The organism is Streptomyces sp. NPDC039609 (genome assembly GCF_055596705.1).
In genome coordinates, this window is the sequence record NZ_JBVIUJ010000003.1 from 438,524 (window position 1) to 454,784 (window position 16,261).

General features: G+C 70.3%; 16 protein-coding genes. 5 read left to right on the forward strand and 11 right to left on the reverse strand.

Translation table 11 applies throughout. From position 1 onward, the window contains the following. Positions 1 to 7: 7 nt before the first annotated feature. On the forward strand, positions 8 to 436 hold the full coding sequence (locus ACZ561_RS11020) for a DUF1707 SHOCT-like domain-containing protein (RefSeq protein ID WP_470992326.1): 429 nt from the start codon (positions 8 to 10) through the stop codon (positions 434 to 436). 70 nt (positions 437 to 506) lie between these two features. Here the strand turns inward: ACZ561_RS11020 and ACZ561_RS11025 are convergent, their stop codons facing one another. Beyond that, on the reverse strand, positions 507 to 1,181 hold the full coding sequence (locus tag ACZ561_RS11025) for a class F sortase (RefSeq protein ID WP_470992329.1): 675 nt from the start codon (positions 1,179 to 1,181) through the stop codon (positions 507 to 509). Between the two features lie 96 nt (positions 1,182 to 1,277). Continuing rightward, positions 1,278 to 2,054 (reverse strand): hypothetical protein, encoded by a 777-nt coding sequence (locus ACZ561_RS11030; RefSeq protein ID WP_470992332.1) that lies wholly within the window; start codon positions 2,052 to 2,054, stop codon positions 1,278 to 1,280. A gap of 330 nt (positions 2,055 to 2,384) precedes the next feature. Between ACZ561_RS11030 and ACZ561_RS11035 the strand changes: the two genes are divergently transcribed. Continuing rightward, complete coding sequence (locus ACZ561_RS11035) at positions 2,385 to 3,449, forward strand: right-handed parallel beta-helix repeat-containing protein (RefSeq protein ID WP_470992335.1); 1,065 nt, start codon at positions 2,385 to 2,387, stop codon at positions 3,447 to 3,449. Between the two features lie 53 nt (positions 3,450 to 3,502). Continuing rightward, the gene (locus ACZ561_RS11040) at positions 3,503 to 4,531 is read left to right on the forward strand and encodes a methyltransferase (protein ID WP_470992337.1); all 1,029 of its coding nucleotides are present in this window, start codon (positions 3,503 to 3,505) and stop codon (positions 4,529 to 4,531) included. An 89-nt stretch (positions 4,532 to 4,620) separates the two neighbouring features. Here the strand turns inward: ACZ561_RS11040 and ACZ561_RS11045 are convergent, their stop codons facing one another. The 7 genes from ACZ561_RS11045 to ACZ561_RS11075 form a co-directional block, all read right to left on the reverse strand. Further along, the gene (locus tag ACZ561_RS11045; RefSeq protein ID WP_376432404.1) at positions 4,621 to 4,953 is read right to left on the reverse strand and encodes a TcmI family type II polyketide cyclase; all 333 of its coding nucleotides are present in this window, start codon (positions 4,951 to 4,953) and stop codon (positions 4,621 to 4,623) included. 47 nt (positions 4,954 to 5,000) lie between these two features. Then, the gene (locus tag ACZ561_RS11050; RefSeq protein WP_376432402.1) at positions 5,001 to 5,480 is read right to left on the reverse strand and encodes an SRPBCC family protein; all 480 of its coding nucleotides are present in this window, start codon (positions 5,478 to 5,480) and stop codon (positions 5,001 to 5,003) included. Position 5,481: 1 nt separating this feature from the next. Further along, on the reverse strand, positions 5,482 to 5,742 hold the full coding sequence (locus tag ACZ561_RS11055; RefSeq protein ID WP_329112804.1) for a phosphopantetheine-binding protein: 261 nt from the start codon (positions 5,740 to 5,742) through the stop codon (positions 5,482 to 5,484). A gap of 27 nt (positions 5,743 to 5,769) precedes the next feature. Further along, positions 5,770 to 7,017, reverse strand: a complete 1,248-nt coding sequence (locus tag ACZ561_RS11060; protein ID WP_470992341.1) for a ketosynthase chain-length factor — start codon at positions 7,015 to 7,017, stop codon at positions 5,770 to 5,772. Continuing rightward, on the reverse strand, positions 7,014 to 8,282 hold the full coding sequence (locus ACZ561_RS11065; protein ID WP_470992344.1) for a beta-ketoacyl-[acyl-carrier-protein] synthase family protein: 1,269 nt from the start codon (positions 8,280 to 8,282) through the stop codon (positions 7,014 to 7,016). Before ACZ561_RS11065 ends, ACZ561_RS11060 begins: the two co-directional genes overlap by 4 nt. After that, positions 8,279 to 8,749 (reverse strand): cupin domain-containing protein, encoded by a 471-nt coding sequence (locus tag ACZ561_RS11070; protein ID WP_329112807.1) that lies wholly within the window; start codon positions 8,747 to 8,749, stop codon positions 8,279 to 8,281. The genes ACZ561_RS11065 and ACZ561_RS11070 overlap by 4 nt, the downstream gene beginning before the upstream one ends. A 68-nt stretch (positions 8,750 to 8,817) precedes the next feature. After that, entirely contained in the window at positions 8,818 to 9,942 is a 1,125-nt protein-coding gene (locus tag ACZ561_RS11075; protein ID WP_470992348.1) for a SchA/CurD-like domain-containing protein, read from the reverse strand. A gap of 233 nt (positions 9,943 to 10,175) precedes the next feature. Between ACZ561_RS11075 and ACZ561_RS11080 the strand changes: the two genes are divergently transcribed. Next, positions 10,176 to 11,834: an FAD-dependent oxidoreductase gene (locus ACZ561_RS11080; protein ID WP_470992350.1), complete on the forward strand. Its 1,659-nt coding sequence runs from the start codon at positions 10,176 to 10,178 to the stop codon at positions 11,832 to 11,834. An 87-nt stretch (positions 11,835 to 11,921) separates the two neighbouring features. Here ACZ561_RS11080 and ACZ561_RS11085 read toward each other — a convergent pair whose 3' ends face one another. Together ACZ561_RS11085 and ACZ561_RS11090 are read right to left on the reverse strand one after the other, a co-directional pair. After that, positions 11,922 to 12,719 carry a hypothetical protein gene (locus tag ACZ561_RS11085; RefSeq protein WP_470992352.1) on the reverse strand — a complete coding sequence of 266 codons (798 nt, stop codon included), beginning with the start codon at positions 12,717 to 12,719 and terminating at the stop codon, positions 11,922 to 11,924. Positions 12,720 to 12,785: 66 nt separating this feature from the next. Continuing rightward, on the reverse strand, positions 12,786 to 13,952 hold the full coding sequence (locus ACZ561_RS11090; RefSeq protein ID WP_470992355.1) for an alanine--tRNA ligase-related protein: 1,167 nt from the start codon (positions 13,950 to 13,952) through the stop codon (positions 12,786 to 12,788). A 385-nt stretch (positions 13,953 to 14,337) separates the two neighbouring features. On the opposite strand from ACZ561_RS11090, the gene ACZ561_RS11095 reads away from it, so the two are divergent. Further along, a complete protein-coding gene (locus tag ACZ561_RS11095; RefSeq protein ID WP_470992357.1) occupies positions 14,338 to 16,251 on the forward strand; it encodes a S41 family peptidase in 1,914 nt (637 codons plus the stop codon). Positions 16,252 to 16,261: the final 10 nt, after the last annotated feature.

Sequence of the window (16,261 nt, forward strand, 5' to 3'; positions counted from 1 at the left end):
GAGAACGATGATGGACGACCGGAGCCGTCCCGCCACACCTGAGGTACGGATCTCGGACCAGGACCGCGACCGAACGCTCGCCGTCCTCGCCTCCGGCCTCGCCGAGGGCCGGCTCGACCCGTCGGAACACGCGGCGCGCGCCGCGACCGCCATCGAGGCCCGAACCACCACGGAACTCGCCGCGCTGACGAACGATCTGCCCGCCGTGAAGCCCACCCGCGCGGAGCGGGACCGCAAGGACCGCGCCGAATGGCTCGCGGAGTGGCGCTACTGGCTCGGCGGCCTGGTGATCATGTCGGGCATCTGGGGGGTGCGCTGCCTGGAGAAGGGCGAGCTCACGTACTACTGGCCGGTCGCGCCCCTCGGCATCTGGGCGGTGGTCCTGATCGCCATCGCGATCTGGCCCAGCGGCAGCGGGACGAGCGAGGAGCCGTAGGGTTCGGTCAACGGGCTCAACTCGTCGACGGGCGGCGGCCGGCCGGCGGCGACGGGCCGGCGGTGCGGGGCTACTTCACCGCGCTCATCGTCGCGTAGACGACGGTGTTGGCCTGGTATCCGGTGCTGCTGGACCAGCTGCCGCCGCAGGTGATCAAGCGAAGCTCGGGGCGGGCGGAGCCGGCGTAGACCCTGTCGTCGGGGAAGTCGTCCTTCGCGTGGACCTCCACCGCGTCGACCGTGAAGCTCGCCGTGCGGCCGTCCTGGCGGTCCACCGTGATCTCGGCCCCCTTCTTGAGTGCGCCGAGTTGGTGGAAGACGGCCGGGCCGGCGGGGGTGTCCACGTGTCCTGCGACGACGGCCGTCCCCGGCGAGCCGGGGGTGGTTCCGTCGGCGTACCAGCCCGCCAGGGCAGGGGCCGTCACGGGGGGCGGTCGCAGGGTTCCCTCGGCGTCCAGCTCCAGACGCGTCAGGAAGGCATCGACCTTGATGGCCGGGATCCGGATCCGTACCGGGGGCGACGCCGGCAGCGGCTGAGGGCCCGGGCCGTTCGAGGAGGTTCGAGGAGCGGACTGTACGCCGGTCGGCGATCCGGCCTGCGTCGCCGTGGGCTGCGGGGGGTCGTTGTCACGCAGCGCGCCGGCCAGCAGCAGGAATCCGACGAGCGCGATCCAGGCGAGCGTCCTGAACGAAGGAGGGCGCCGCGGCAGCGTGCCGGTGGTCTCCGGCCCTGAGCCTTTCCTCATGGTCGTGATGCCTTTGCTCGGTGCCGGGAGCCCAGCGGCCCCCGGCCTCCTCACGGGGGCCGGGGGCCGGGGCTACGGGCCGGGGCGGACGTATCGTCAGGCCGAGGTCCCTGCGCCCGCCGAACGCCGACGCATTCGCGCCACTCCGCCGGCCAGTGCTCCACCCAGCAGCAGGGCGCCCAGTGCGAGCTGGGAACCGTTGCCGCCGCTCCCTTCACCCCCGGCGGCCCAGCCGAAGCCGGCGTCGACGGCACCGTTCGGGCGGCCGGAGATGTGGTACGTGACGGTCTGCTTGATCCGCGGCGGGCACTTGAGGGTCACGGTGTCCGTGCCCGAGGCGGCGTCCTCGGGCACCTTGAACTCGCCCACCAGAACGCCCTTCCGGTCGCCCGGCAGGAGGTGGAACTTACCACCCACCTCCGACTCGCCCTTGCCGTAGGTCTCCTTGCCGCAGGCAGTCGTGGAGACGGTGACGGTGCTCCCGGGGAACGCCTTGCGCGGGTTGATCCGGACGGTTCCGGTGGCTTCCGCGGCGGCAGCGGCTCCGGCGGCGGAATCCCCGGAGGCAGTTCCGGAGGCAGTTCCGGAGGCGGAATCCCCGGAGGCAGTACCGGAGGCACTTCCGGAGGCGGAATCCCCGGAGGCAGTACCGGAGGCACTTCCGGCGGCGGAATCCCCGGAGGCACTTCCAGAGGCAGTTCCGGAGGCGGAATCCCCGGAGGCAGTTCCTGCGGCGGGATCCCAGGAGGCGGCGGCTCCGGCGGCGGGATCCCCGGCGGCCGGGTCCGCTTCGGCGGCCAGGGCGGTGGGGGCGGACAGGGTGAGGGCGACGACGATCAGGGCGACCGGCAGACCGCGACGTGCGAGACGCATGCTTTTCTCCTTCTGCGGAGCTTTCTCGGCCGGCCTGTCTGCGCGGCGCCTGTGCTGTGCTCCGTGCACGAGGCAAACGCCCGCCCGTGATCACCGCAACGCGAGAAGCGCGCTCAGGTGTCCTCCGGTCGGGTTGCCGTTCTCCCCTTCCGCCGTCGTCACCGCAGGTCACAGCGGACTGGGCGGCACATGAAAAGAGACGGCGCCCGGGCTGCGAACGGGCTAGCGTCCGTCCGGGGCGCGATGCGCCGGGGGACCTTCCGGGGGACATGCAGCCCACCCGGGGGATCAGCGGTGGCAGACCGGAACACCCCCTCATAGCTTCGACATATGACCAAACGACAGATCGCCTACCTGGCCTGCACCGTGGCCCTCGTGGGCTCTGGACTGGGTGCCGCCGCCCCGGCGGCCGGCAACTCGACGGTGCATCGGGTGAAGCCCGGCGAATCAATCCAGAAGGCCGTGGACGCCGCGAAGCCGGGGGACACCGTTGTCCTCTCCCCCGGCACCTACCGTGAGAGCGTCCGTATCACCACATCGAACCTGACCCTGCGGGGCTCGACGGTCTTCCCCACCGTCATCGTGCCCGGCAAGGCCGCTGCCGACGACACCTGCGCCAAGGCCGGCCACGGCATCTGCGTGACCGGCAAGGACGGCAGTCCCGTCAAGCGCGTCACCGTGCGCTCGCTGACGCTCCAGGGCTTCACCAAGAACGGCCTGTGGGCGTCGCGGACCGACCGTCTGAAGGTCCATCGGGTGACGGCCGAGAAGAACGGCAACTGGGGCATCGCCCTGGAGAGGTCCGTCCGCAGTGTGCTGACCCACAACGTCGCCCGGAACAACGCGGACGCCGGACTGTTCGTGTCCAACACCACCGACACGGAGGCCGGGGCCGTCGACGCCGAGGGGACCCGGATCAGTCACAACCAACTCTCCGGCAACCGGATCGGCATCACGGTGCGGCGCCTGCGGAACCTGACCGTCGACCGCAACGAGGCGACCGGGAACTGCGCCGCCGTGTTCGTGGTGGGCGACGAGTCCACGCCGCGCGCCGGGGCGATGAGCCTGCGCCGGAACTACATCCACTCCAACAACAAGCACTGCCCCAAGACACCCCGGCTGCCCTTCCTGCAGGGCTCGGGAATCGTCCTCACCGGCGCCGAGGAGACGCTGGTGGCACAGAACCGGATCGAGGACAACGTGGGCACCTCGCCGCTGTCGGGCGGCATCGTGCTCTTCAAGAGCTTCGTCGGCGCCCTCAACGAACGCAACGAGATCCGCGACAACGTCGTACTGCGCAACGGCTCGGCCGACCTGGCCAACCGGGACACCGGCAAGGGCAACACCTTCAGCGGCAACACCTGTGAGGTCTCGGAGCCCGCGGGCATGTGCTGAACGGTCGGCTCCATTCCCCCACCCACGGCACGACTGCACAGACAAGGCGACAGATGACGACTGTTGATCCGGCTCCCCCGCCGCCCATGCGGCTGCGGGAGCTCGTTTTCGGGGCGGCGTGCGCCGCCGCCGTACGCGCGGCCGCCCGCCTGGGTGTGGCGGACGCCCTGGACGACACCCCCATGACCGTCGAGGACCTGGCGGCGGCGGTCAAGACCCAGCCGCGAACACTGCGGCGACTGCTGCGCGCCCTGTCCTGCCAGGGCGTGTTCACCGAGCACGCCGACGGCACCTTCGCACACACGGAGATGTCCCGGCTGCTGCGCGAGGACGACCCGCAGAGCCTTCGGTACATCGCGCTGTGGTGCACCGAGCCGTGGACGTGGGACGTGTGGCCGAAGCTCGACGAGGCGGTGCGCTCCGGCCGCAACGTCTTCGAGGACGTGTACGAAAGGGAGTTCTTCGCGTATCTCAACGAGGACGCGCCCGAGTCCGCGTACGTGTTCAACCGGGCCATGACGACGTCGAGCCGGCAATCGGCCCAGGACGTCGCCGACCTGCTGGATCTGCACGGCGTGTCGTCGGTCGTGGACATCGGCGGCGGCCAGGGGCACGTCCTGGCGAGTCTGCTGGAGAAGTACCCCGACCTGCACGGCACTCTGCTCGACCTGCCGAGGGTGGTGGAGAACGCCGATCCGCGTCTGCGGAAGGACGGTCCGCTGGCCTCCCGGGTCCGTATCGTGCCCGGGGACTGCCGCGTGGACATCCCGGTCCAGGCGGATGTGTACGTCATCAAGAACATCCTGGAGTGGGACGACGACAGCACCCGCAGGGCGCTGGCGAACGTCCGGAAGGCGGCGCTGCCCGGCGCCCGTGTCGTCGTGATCGAGAACCTCGTGGACGACACCCCGTCGATGAGGTTCACGACGGCCATGGACCTGCTGCTGCTCCTCAACGTCGGTGGTGCGAAGCACACCCGGCAGAGCATGGTCGACCGGCTCACGGACGCGGGTCTGGTCATCGGTGAGATCCGCCCGGTCAACGCGTATCTCCACGCCTTCGAGTGCACCGTCCCCGCCTGAGGGGAAGAGCGAAACCCGAGGCCGCCCGCCCCGCGTCTGTCGCGGGGCGGGCGGCCTCGGGTTTCTCCGTCGTGCGTTCGCTCGGGAGCTCAGGAACGGGCGTCCCGCTCCCAGCGGTAGAAGCAGTGCGCCATGGCGTCCTTGGGGCTGCGCCATGTCTTCGGGTCGTACGCGCTGACATACGCCGACAGCTTCTCGCTGGTGTCCCGGAACTCCGGGTGCCCCGTCAGCTTCGCGATGGCGGGCGCCGGGTCCCGCTCGGACTCGATCAGGTGCAGATAGACGTCCCCGAACTGGAAGAGGCTGCGCCGGGTGACGCCGACCAGGTGCGGGAGTTCGCCGCGGTCGGATGCGGCGAACACATCGGCGATCGCCGGCGCCGAATCGGGTGCCATGCGAGCGACGATCAGGGCGTGGTGCATCGAGCGTCCTTCCTGGATGTGCGGGTGCGGGGGTGTGGGGGTGTTGGTCAGCCCGGCAGGACCGAGGCGCTCCGGCGGTCGCGGGCGACCTGCTCGATGCGGTCCCGGATGAGGGCCATCTGTGTGCGGGAGTTGCGGTTGATGTTGTCCGTCATCCAGTCGTCGTCGACCGGAGCGTCGGGCTTCATGGCGAAGTCCTGCACCCAGCGCATGTGGACGCCGGCCGGCGTCTCCTCGTACTCCCACCGGATGTCCATGTGGTCGAACGGGCCGGTCTCGACGCGGCGGGCACGGACGGTCCGCTTGGGGCGGTCGACGGTGCGCTCCGACACCCAGCTCCAGACCTTCCCGGCCTCGTCCGGGTGCATGGTCAGCCGGAAGGTGGTGGAGTCGCCCTCCCGGGAGAGCACCTCGAGGGAGGCGTACTCGCTGAAGAGGTTCGGCCAGTTCTCGATGTCGTTGGTGATGTCCCAGACGAGGTCGAGCGGAGCATCGATGGTGATGGTGTTGTCGGTGTGTCCGGACACGTCAGACTCCCGTCTTGAGCGTGTTGTTGACGAGGCCGACGAACTCGGCGGGCGTCTTGCAGCGCTCCGCGTCGGTGGGCAGCGAGACGCTGTACCGGTTCTCCAGCTCGCCGACGATGCCGAGCAGGCCGAGCGAGTCGAGACCGAGGGTGCTGAACGGCGCGTCCGGCGCCTTCTCGAGCTCCCGGGCGTCGACGGTGACTCCGGCCGCCTGCTTCATCAGCGAGGCGAGTTCGTCGAAGGTCAGTGCGGTGGTGATCATAGGTGTGCTTCTCCTTCCCGCCCGGACCTACCGGGCGGAGTCGTCACCGCGGCGCACGACCAGCGCCGCGTTGGATCCCATGAGTCCCCTGCTGAGGACGAGGGCCGTGCGCAGCTCGGCGGGGCGAGCGCGGGACATCACCAGGTCCAGGTCGTGGCTGATGTCGAACACGTTGGGGGTGGGGGGCACCAGGCTCTGCTCCATCGCGAAGACGGCGGCCGCGGTGTCGAGGACGGGCGCCCCGCAGTAGGCCCGGCCGATCCCGGTCTTGGGCGCCGTGACGGGTACGCGGGTGGCGTGGGCTCCGAGGGCGTCGGCGAGCGCCAGCGCTTCGGCGCGGTCCGCCTCTGGTACGCCCAGGGCGTCGGCGAAGACGACGTCGATCTCCTCCGGGGCGCACTCGGCCTCGTCGAGCGCGTCACGGATGGCACGGGCGAGTCCCTCGCGGGACTCCTCCCAGCGGGAGGCGCCGGTGAACGTGGCGGCATGGCCGGCCACAACGGCCCGGACGGCCGCTCCCCGGTCGCGGGCGCGTCTCTCGTCCTCGACCACGAGCATGGCGCCGCCCTCCGCAGGGACGAAGCCGCAGGCGCCGGCGGTGAAGGGACGGTAGGCACGGTCCGGGTCCTCGACGGTGCTGAGCTCGGGGTATCCGAGCTGGCACACCATCGAGTACGGGGCGAGGGGCGCCTCGGCGGCGCCGACGATCATCGCGCCCGTGCCGCGCCGCACGGCCCGGGCCGCGTGGGCGAGGGAGTCCAGACCGCCCGCCTCGTCGCTGGCGACCACTCCGCACGGCCCCTTGAAGCCGCTCCGGATGGAGATCTGGCCGGTGCTCGCGGCGTAGAACCAGGCGATGGACTGGTACGGCCCGACGAACTTGGAACCCTGTCCCCAGAGCTTCTGCAGTTCGCGCTGTCCGAACTCGCCTCCTCCGGAACCGGCGGCGGTGACCACCCCGATCTCGAAGGGCTCCTCGGGGTCGTCCCGCGCGAGGCCGGCGTCGTCGAGGGCCATCGAGGCCGCGGCCATGGCGTAGTGGCTGAACCGGTCGGTCTGGACGAGGAAGCGCTCCTCGATGAGGTGCGAGGGGTCGAAACCCCGGACCTCGCCGGCGACCTTGAGGGGCAGGTGCTCGCACCCCTCGCGGGTGATCCGGTCCAGAACACCGAGCCCTTCCCTGACCGACTTCCAGTACGCCTCGGCGCTCAATCCGTTGGGGGCGACCACACCGATTCCGGTGACGACCGCTCGCCGTGGGCGCTGACTGCTCATCGTGACCTCCCACCCGGCCCGGTCAGGAGGACCGCGGACTGGAAGCCGCCGAATCCGCTGCCTACGGAGAGCACGTTCCTCAGCTTCCGGGGGCGGGCGGTACGCGGCACGTAGTCCAGGTCGCACTCGGGGTCGGGGGTCTCGTAGTTCGCCGTCGGGGGTACCACCTGGTGCTTCAGCGCGAGGACGCAGGCGACGACCTCTATCGCGCCGATCGCGCCCAGCGAGTGCCCCACCATGGACTTGATGGAGCTCATGGGTGTGTCGTAGGCGTGGGCGCCCAGGGAGCGCTTCACGGCGGCGGTCTCGTGCCGGTCGTTCTGCCGGGTTCCGGAGCCGTGCGCGTTGACGTAGTCGATCAGTGTGGGGTCGAGGCGGGCCTGGTCGAGCGTGGAGTCGATCGCCCGGGCCATCTCGAGCCCTTCACCGGTCAGACCGGTCATGTGGTAGGCGTTGCCGAAGGTGGCGTAGCCGCCCATCTCGCAGTAGATGTGAGCACCACGGGCCCGGGCGTGTTCGTACTCCTCCAGGACGAGGACCGCCGCGCCTTCGCCCATGACGAAACCGTTGCGGTGGTCGTCGAAGGGCCGGGAGGCGTGCTCGGGGTCGTCGTTGTCGGGCGACGTCGCCTTGATGGCGTCGAAGCAGGCCATGGTGATCGGTGATATCGGCGAGTCCGACGCGCCGGCGATGCAGACGTCCGCCCGGCCTTCCTCGATGGTGTGGAAGGCGTAGCCGACGGCGTCGAGGCCGGAGGTGCAGCCGGTGGAGACGGTCTGCACGGGGCCGCGGGCGCCGAACTGTTCGGCCACGACCGAGGCGAGCGTGCTCGGCGAGAACGCCATGTGCAGCTTCGGGTCGGCCGCGCGATGGTCCACGTCCCACCGCTGCCCGCCCTCGCTGACGAGGACGTAGTCGTGTTCGAGCCGGGTGGTGCCGCCGACGGCGCTGCCCAGGGAGACGGCGACGCGCCAGGGGTCTTCCGTGTCGGTGTCGAGTCCGGAGTCGCGTACGGCTTCCCCGGCGGCGACCACGGCGAACTGGATGTACCGGTCGGCGTGTTGGCTCAGCTCCGGGTCCAGGCCGTGGGCCATCGGGTCGAAGTCGCACTCGGCGGCTATGCGTGAGCGCAGGCCGGCCGGGTCGAACAGGGTGATGCCGCGGGTCGCGGTACGGCCGGCGGCGAGGAGGTCCCAGAACGCCTTCGCTCCGGTGCCGCCCGGAGCGACCACACCGATACCGGTGACGGCCACTCGCCGGGTCACTCGATGGCCCCGCTTCGCTCGGACACCTGTCCCGGGTCGTGCACGGTCAGGTGCGGCCCCGCAGCGGCGAGCTCGCCGTCCTCGGTGACCTCGGTGTCGACGTGGCCGAGGCTCGGACGCGGGGCGAGCGGGCCCAGGTGGAAGACCATGCGGGCCTCCACGTCACCGACGTTGCGGAAACGGTGCCGCATGTCGATGGGGATCAGGAGGCCCTGGTCGGGCTGGAGCGCGTACGTGTCGCCGTCCAGGTCCACTTCGAGCGCGCCCGAGACGACGTACACGAACTCCTCGGAGTACGGGTGGTAGTGCTCACCGATGCGTTCGCCGGGCTGGACGATGGCCAGGCCCATGAAGCCGCTGGTGGAACCCACGGTGGCCGGCGTGAGCATGGCCCGCAGGTCACCTCCGCGCCTGCGGTTGGGTTCCGTCTCGCTCAGTTTCACGATGCGAGGACGCTGCTTGAGCATGGTTGTTACCTCCGGGTGTGGAAGTGTCGTGCGGGGTGAACGGCCGCGGCCGGGGCCGCGGCCGCACGTCAGGAGTCCGCCGCGCTGCGGTCGGTGATGGGCAGCATGTCGGCGTGCGACAGGAGGCGGTTGATGTTGCGCTCCGTCTCCAGGGAGCCCTCGACGCCGATCGCGGCACCGTCGAGGAGTCGTTCCAGCTCAGCGGCCTTCCCGGGGCCCTTGAGGCCCAGCGAGGCGACGGGGTCGACGTCGAGCTCGCCGGTGAGGTCGACGAGGCGCACCACGATGTCGTCGCGCTGGAAGACGGTGCTGCCGTACACAGGGCTCTTCGGATCGTCGGCCGCGGCCGCGTCCTGGTGGGCGAGCAGCCGGGCCAGCTCCATCCCGCAGCCCTCCTTGGCCGGGTAGTACAGCGCGTGACGCCGCACCTCCCCACCCGCCGGCCGACCGGACACCACGTGGTGCACGGCCGGGAGCGCCGCCCGTGTGAAGAAGACCCGGGCCGATTCGGGGTCGGTGAGGTCCCGGTCCTGTTCCAGGTACGGGTTGATGGCCTCCTCGACGGCTCGTACCTCGGGCTGACGGGCGACATGGCGCAGCGCCGCGAGGAGGTCGCCCTCCACCTCCACGGCACGTACGACCCGGTTGCCGTGCATGAAGAGCGAGGTGCGGCGCAGTCGGGTGTTCTCGTCGACCTGGGCTTTGGGCGACTCGTATCCGGCGAGAAGCTCCGCGACCTTCGATTCGGAGCCCGGCTTGACGGTGAAGGTGAGGGCGTGGCGTGCCACACCGTCGCCGACGCGGGCGGCCACCTGCTGGCGCGTCGATGCCCGATCGGGCGTGAGCGGCTGACGGGGACCGGTCTCCCTGAGGATGCTGTAGCGCATCGACCGGGTGTCCCTGACGCAGCTGTGCATCGGCTTGACGGTTTCGACGTGCTCCTCGCTGTTCACCCAGGCGAGGAACGGTGGAGCGCTCTCCCACTCGCTGGTGATGAGCCACTGCGAGGGGTTCTCGATGGACTGGCAGAGCTGGTCACTGATGTGACCGGGCACGGAGGCGACCTGCCTGCACATGAGTTCGTACGCGTCCAGGAACTGCTGCTGAGCTCCTTCGTACAGATCGAGCAGCAGGATCACCCGCAGCCTTGAGCCGTCGAACGCCGACTGCGAAATGCGTCCCGAGATGGACATCCAGCGCACCTCTTTCTCTTCCGCGAGGAGGGTCGGGAAGGACCGCCGCGCCCGAAAGCCCGGAGTCGTCATGTGCCGATCGTTGGCGGACGCCGCGATCCGCGCGAGCCCCACGGTGCGGATGAGTGAACTGCGCGTCATTCGGGTGCCCCGAACGCGCGAATCGGTCCTCACCGGGAATGAATCTGCATTCCACCCCTGGCATGCGTCGCAGGCGACGCTGGAGGCGATCAATGAACCGAATCGAAGAAGCCGGCGAAGACGGTCACCGCACGCCCGTCCTCATCGTCGGCGGCTCGCTGGTGGGCCTTTCCACCTCGCTGTTCCTGGGCCGCCTCGGTGTGCCGCACACCCTCGTCGAACGGCACCGGGGCACCTCGTTCCACCCACGCGGGCGCGGCAACAACGTGCGCACGATGGAGGTGTTCCGTGGCGCCGGTGTCGAGCAGCGCATCCACGACGCGGCGTCCGTCCTGGCGCGGAACAACGGCATCCTGCAGACACCGAGTCTGGTGGGCGATGTCGGCGAGTGGCTGTTCAAGGAAATCGATCCCGGTGGCGGGGTCGCCCGTTTCAGCCCCGCCGGTTGGTGCCTCTGCAGCCAGAACGACCTCGAGCCGGTGCTCCTCGAGAGCGCTGAGGAGCTCGGCGGGGATCTGCGCTACTCCACCGAGCTGATGTCGTTCGAGCAGGACTCCGAGGGAGTGACCGCCCAGGTCAAGAGCCGTGACACGGGCGAACACCTCACGATCCGCGCGGACTATCTCGTCGCGGCGGACGGCCCCCGCAGCCCCGTTCGCGAACGGCTCGGCATCGGGCACAACGGCCCGGGCGACCTGTTCCACAACATCAGCATCACCTTCGTCTCCCGTGGCCTCGCGGACATCGTCGGCGACCGGCGCTTCGTCGTCTGCTACCTGACGAACCCGGAGGCCGACGGGGCCCTGCTGCCGGTCGACAACCAGGAGCGCTGGGTGTTCCACGCGCCCTGGCACCCCGAGCAGGGCGAGACGGAGGAGGAGTTCACCGACGAGCGGTGCAGGGAGCACATCCGGCGGGCCGTGGGCGTGCCGGATCTCGATGTGGAGATCACGGGCAGAGCGCCCTGGCACGCCGCCGAGAGGGTCGCCGAACGGTACGCGGACGGCCGGGTGTTCCTCGCCGGTGACTCCGCCCACGAGATGTCGCCGACGGGCGCGTTCGGTTCCAACACCGGCATCCAGGACGCGCACAACCTGGCCTGGAAGCTGGCCGCCGTCCTGGGCGGTTGGGCCGGCCCCGGCCTGCTGGAGTCCTACGACGCGGAGCGCAGGCCCGTCGCCGAGGCGACGAGTGCGCGCGCCTCGTCCCGTTCGGTCGAGCACAGCCACCCCGGTTACGCCCCCTCCCCCGGAGCCGGCGGCCCCGGGGGCAAGAAGGGCGGGATCCTCAACGTGGCGCTGGGCTACCGCTACCCCCAGGGCGCGGTCCAGGGTGCCGACCGGGAGCTTCCGGTCGTCCCCGACGGGCTGCGGTTGACGGGCGAGCCCGGCAGCCGGGCGCCCCACATGTGGCTGAGCCGAGCCGGCAGCCGGGTCTCCACCCTCGACCTGTACGAGCGGTCCCTGGTGCTCCTGAGCGCCGCGGGCGGCGCCGGCAGGTGGCACACCGCGGTGAAGCGCGTCGCCGAGCAGCTGTCGGTGCCGGTCGACTCGTACCGCATCGGCGAAGGGGCCGACGCGGAGCTGTCCCCGGAGGACGGCATGGACTGGGCGGAGCTCCACGGCGTCACCACGGACGGTGCGGTCCTCGTCCGCCCCGACGGGTTCGTCGCATGGCGGTCCGAAGGGGCGGTCGCGGATCCCGGAAAGACGCTGCGGCAGGTCCTCACGGCGATCCTGGACCGGGAGTGACCGCTTCCTCGTCCCTCGCTCGACGGCTGTCCGGGGCGCCCTGATCCCAGGGGCGTCCCGGACGACCGGAGTGTTCCGAACGGCAGCTCACTCGGACTGCCGCAGTGCCTTGGTGAGCAGGACGCCGGCCACGATCAGGGCCACGCCCGGCCACCACACGTCGTCGAAGATCAGGACGGCGATCCCGATGGGGACGAGCAGCCCGGCGAGCGGGACGAGCATCCCGGACAGGCGCGGCGGGTCCGGCCCCGGTTGGCCCGCCGCGTGCCGGGCGCGGGCCCGGGCGACCTCGGGGTACCAGGCGGTGAACCGCAGAGCCGCCATGATCGCGAGGATCTGGATGATCCATCCCGTCCAGATGTTGTCCGGGTTGTGCAGCACCAGGTCGCCGTACCCGCCCGCCAGGGCGGCGACGAGGAAGGCCAGACCCCACACGCCGGTGATGACGTAGTTGGTCCGCAGGAAGACAGGCGTGTGCCAGTACGCCGGATCGACCTGTTCCCGCGCGTACTGGAGGGTGAACGGCATACGGAACGCCATGGACCCGAAGGCGATCACGACGAGGGCGATGTTGGAGACCTCCCCGGCGTACGTCTCCAGCCAGCGGAGGGTGCCGTCGCTCGCGAAGGCGCCGACGACCGCGAGGGCGGCGAAGAAGACCATGTCGGCGATCTCCAGGAGCTTCCAGGAGCTGCCCCGGTTGATCATCCGACCGGCCGCGACCAGCACGATCGTCGTCACCAGGGCCAGGGCGACCGCGATCTCGAACCTGCCGGGACCGACCAGCAGCGAGAAGATGATCCACGGTGCCATGCCGACGACCGGGTTCTCGAGGAGTCCGGCAATCGCACCGCGGCCGACCGTGGCCGGTGCGTCGGTCTTCACCCCTCCAGACTGCCCGCCGTCGGCCCGGCGGGCAATCCGGAGGAGGGGCCCGAGGGCACTCCCTTCTCACTCCCGGCGCAGGCTCATGACCAGGTCCCGCGGCAGGCCGTGGGTGTCGTGGAGATAGTGGAAGTCCTCCTCGCCGAGCGAGCCTTGGAAGCGGGGGCGGGTGAGCAGCTGCCGGCCGCGGTCGAGGAGCCGGGCGAAGCGCAGTTGCTCGTCGAGCAGCACGTGGCGGACGTCGTACGGATCCCGCTCCTGCCGGAAGTGGTCGAGGGTGTGCTCGATCAGCTCGACCGGCAGCTCCTCCAGGCTGCGTGACGGATCGCCCCGCCACAGCACGGTGAGCACCCTGCGTACCAGGCGGCGCAGCACATAGCCCTGACCGGTGTTGCCCGGGCGCACTCCGTCGCCGAGGATCACCACGGCCGAGCGCAGGTGGTCGTGGACCAGCCGCTGCGAGGTCTCCTCCAGTGACCACATCGAGGGCACGAGGCGTCGCCAGGGTTCGAAGACGTCGCACTCGTACACGGACGATCTGCCCTGCAGCAGCGAGGCGAGCCGCTCCACGCCGAGCCCGGTGTCGATGTTGCGCTGGGGCAGCGGCACGAGGGAGCCGTCGTCGAGGCGGCGGTGTCGCATCATCACGTGGTTCCACACCTCGACCCAGCGGTCGTCCCGGGTGGGCGTCGACCGGGGTGGGGTGTCGCCGCTCCAGAGGAAGATCTCCGAGTCGGGGCCGCAGGGGCCGGTCGGCCCGTTGGACCACCAGTTGTCCTCCACGGTGAGCTCCACGGGGACGCCGCGGCTCTGCCAGAACTCCAGGGAGGGGGTGTCCGGGCCGATCCGGCCGTCTCCGCCGAAGACCGTGGCGTGCAGGAGGCCCGTATCGATGCCCAACCCCTCGGTGAGCAGCCCGTATCCCCAGTCGAGGCTCTGCGGGCCCTCGTAGTCTCCGAGCGACCAGGTGCCGAGCATCTCGAAGACGGTCAGATGGGTGTCGTCGCCGACCTCCTCCAGATCCGTCGTACGCAGGCAGCGCTGTACGTTGACGAGCCGCCTGCCCAGCGGATGAGGTCGCCCCTCGAGGTACGGGGTGAGCGGATGCATCCCGGAAGTGGTGAACAGCACGGGGTCGCCGGGTGGTGGCAGGAGCGTCGAGCCCGTGATGCGGCGATGGCCGCGCTCCTCGAAGTACTCGACGAAGGTACGGACGACGTGTTCGGTCTTCATGAGGGTGACTCCTTCGCGTCACTGCAAGGGAGGCACCGGAGAACGGAGCCGGCTCGGTCGTCGGACCGGGGCGGGAACGCCACAACAAAACACCGGCGGGCCGTCTCCGGTCGCCGGTGGAAGAGGGAAGGTCAGGCGGCGGCAACCGGCGAGCTGGTCGCTCGCGCGGTCGCGGTGATGCTTCGGCCGATGACGTTCATGCGATCGATCGTAACGCGGCCCGCCTTCGCGCATCGTGGATTTTTCCGCGGGCGAGCGGCGGGGGCCGACGGAGGCGGGCCGACCGCACGGGGCCTGTACGGGTGAACTGATTCGTGAGCTCTGTCGATCGGAGCACGGTCGGCCGAAGACAGGGAGGGAGCCGCACACCGACCACGGAGGCATCATGGGCCGAGTCACCGCCGACACCACTCCCGAGTACCTCAAGCGAACGGCCCCTCCGGTCCGTGAGCGACTGTCCGCCGCCACGCAACTCGAGACCTTTCTGGCCGGTGCCGGCGCGCTCACCCTGGAGCAGCGGATGCTCCTCGTCGATCAGGCCCTGGTGCTGATCGAGCAGAACTACGTGCACCTGCCTCTGAAGATGGCGATGCACGCGGTCAATCCCGTGCAGCGGCTGCGTCTCATCCGGCGGCATCTGGAGCAGCAGACGGCGGACACGATGCCGCCGGAGTGGGTCTTCCACGCGGAGATGGCCACGGTCTTCCACTCGGTCCGGGACCTGCACACCAACTACCAGCTGCCCGCGCCGTTCGCCAACAAGATCGCCTTCCTTCCCTTCCGGGTCGAGGAGTGCTCCGACGGATCGAAGCCGCGCTTCCTGGTCACCCGCATCACGCAGGGGTTCTCCGCCCCGGGCTTCGCACCGGGCGTCGAGATCACCCACTGGAGCGGGATCCCCATCGAGCAGGCCGTCGAACTCAACGCCGCCCGGTTCGCCGGGAGCAACGCCGCGGCGCGCCGTAGCCGGGGGGTGCAGTCGCTGACGGTGCGCTCGCTCTCGGCGCATCTGCCCCCGTTCGAGGAGTGGGTGACCGTCAGCTACACGGGCTCCGACGGCACGGCGCGCGAGCTGCGCGAGAACTGGCAGATCGTGGAGAACCTCCCGCCGATGGCCGGCCCGACCGGTGAGGCGACGCTCGTCATGGGCGTGGACTACGAGGCCGACGAGATCAGCCGGGCCAACCTCATGCTCTTCGCCCCGCACATCATCGAGCAGCAGCAGGCCGTGGATTCGGGAGAATCCCCGGCCGCCGCGGCGGGCGAGGTCCCGAGCATGATGCCGAAGGTCTTCACGGCCCGCGCCGTCCAGACCCCGTCGGGCACCTTCGGCCACATCCGGATCCACACCTTCAGCGTCGACGACGCCGGCGCCTTCGTCGGGGAGTTCGTCCGGCTCCTCGGGCAGCTGCCGCAGAACGGTCTGATCGTCGACGTGCGCGACAACGGCGGCGGCCTGGTCTGGGCTTCGGAGCTCACCCTGCAGACGCTGACACCGCGCCGGATCACGCCGGAGCCGTTCCAGTTCATCAACACCCCCCTCAATCTGCGCATCTGCCGCAGCAGCCCCAGCCTCAGCCCCTGGGTGAAGTCGATGGAACAGGCGATCGAGATCGGGGCCGCCTTCTCCGCCGCCCTCCCCCTCACGCCGGAGTCCCTCGCCAACGACATCGGCCAGCAGTACTTCGGCCCGGTCGTCCTCATCACCAACGCCCGCTGCTACTCCGCCACCGACATGTTCGCCGCCGGTTTCCAGGACCACCGGATCGGCACCGTGCTCGGCACCGACGACAACACCGGAGCGGGCGGCGCGAACGTCTGGGCGCAGAGCGACATCATGACGTTCTTCCCGATCAGCGCCTCGCCGTACCGCCCCCTGCCGAACGGGGCGGGAATGCGCGTGGCGATCCGGAGGTCCCTGCGGGTCGGCGACCGAGCCGGTACGCCCCTGGAGGACCTCGGTGTCGTACCGGACGTACGCCACCGCATGACCCGACGCGACCTCCTGGAGGCCAACACCGATCTCATGGCACGCGCCGGGGAACTCCTCAAGGCACAGCCCGTACGAGAATTGACGATCACCGACGCCGGCCGCGTCGACGGCTCGCTCCGCCTGATGCTCAGGACGGCCAACGTCGACCGCGTGGACGTCTTCCTCGACCGGCGCCCCCGTACGTCGGTGGACATCCCCGACGGCCAGGCCGAGGTCACCGTACCGGGGGCCGCGACGGCCGAGACGGTGCGCGTGGACGGTTTCGCCGGAGGCGAGCTCGTCGCCAGCCGCACCAAGCGGCTGTAGGAGGCCTCAG

Excerpts from the sequence above, each read along its gene's own strand:
- ACZ561_RS11020 (WP_470992326.1), top strand. The coding sequence starts at position 8 with ATGATGGACGACCGGAGCCGTCCCGCCACACCTGAGGTACGGATCTCG.
- ACZ561_RS11025 (WP_470992329.1), bottom strand. The coding sequence starts at position 1,181 with ATGAGGAAAGGCTCAGGGCCGGAGACCACCGGCACGCTGCCGCGGCGC.
- ACZ561_RS11030 (WP_470992332.1), bottom strand. The coding sequence starts at position 2,054 with ATGCGTCTCGCACGTCGCGGTCTGCCGGTCGCCCTGATCGTCGTCGCC.
- ACZ561_RS11035 (WP_470992335.1), top strand. The coding sequence starts at position 2,385 with ATGACCAAACGACAGATCGCCTACCTGGCCTGCACCGTGGCCCTCGTG.
- ACZ561_RS11040 (WP_470992337.1), top strand. The coding sequence starts at position 3,503 with ATGACGACTGTTGATCCGGCTCCCCCGCCGCCCATGCGGCTGCGGGAG.
- ACZ561_RS11045 (WP_376432404.1), bottom strand. The coding sequence starts at position 4,953 with ATGCACCACGCCCTGATCGTCGCTCGCATGGCACCCGATTCGGCGCCG.
- ACZ561_RS11055 (WP_329112804.1), bottom strand. The coding sequence starts at position 5,742 with ATGATCACCACCGCACTGACCTTCGACGAACTCGCCTCGCTGATGAAG.
- ACZ561_RS11060 (WP_470992341.1), bottom strand. The coding sequence starts at position 7,017 with ATGAGCAGTCAGCGCCCACGGCGAGCGGTCGTCACCGGAATCGGTGTG.
- ACZ561_RS11070 (WP_329112807.1), bottom strand. The coding sequence starts at position 8,749 with ATGCTCAAGCAGCGTCCTCGCATCGTGAAACTGAGCGAGACGGAACCC.
- ACZ561_RS11075 (WP_470992348.1), bottom strand. The coding sequence starts at position 9,942 with ATGTCCATCTCGGGACGCATTTCGCAGTCGGCGTTCGACGGCTCAAGG.
- ACZ561_RS11080 (WP_470992350.1), top strand. The coding sequence starts at position 10,176 with ATGAACCGAATCGAAGAAGCCGGCGAAGACGGTCACCGCACGCCCGTC.
- ACZ561_RS11090 (WP_470992355.1), bottom strand. The coding sequence starts at position 13,952 with ATGAAGACCGAACACGTCGTCCGTACCTTCGTCGAGTACTTCGAGGAG.
- ACZ561_RS11095 (WP_470992357.1), top strand. The coding sequence starts at position 14,338 with ATGGGCCGAGTCACCGCCGACACCACTCCCGAGTACCTCAAGCGAACG.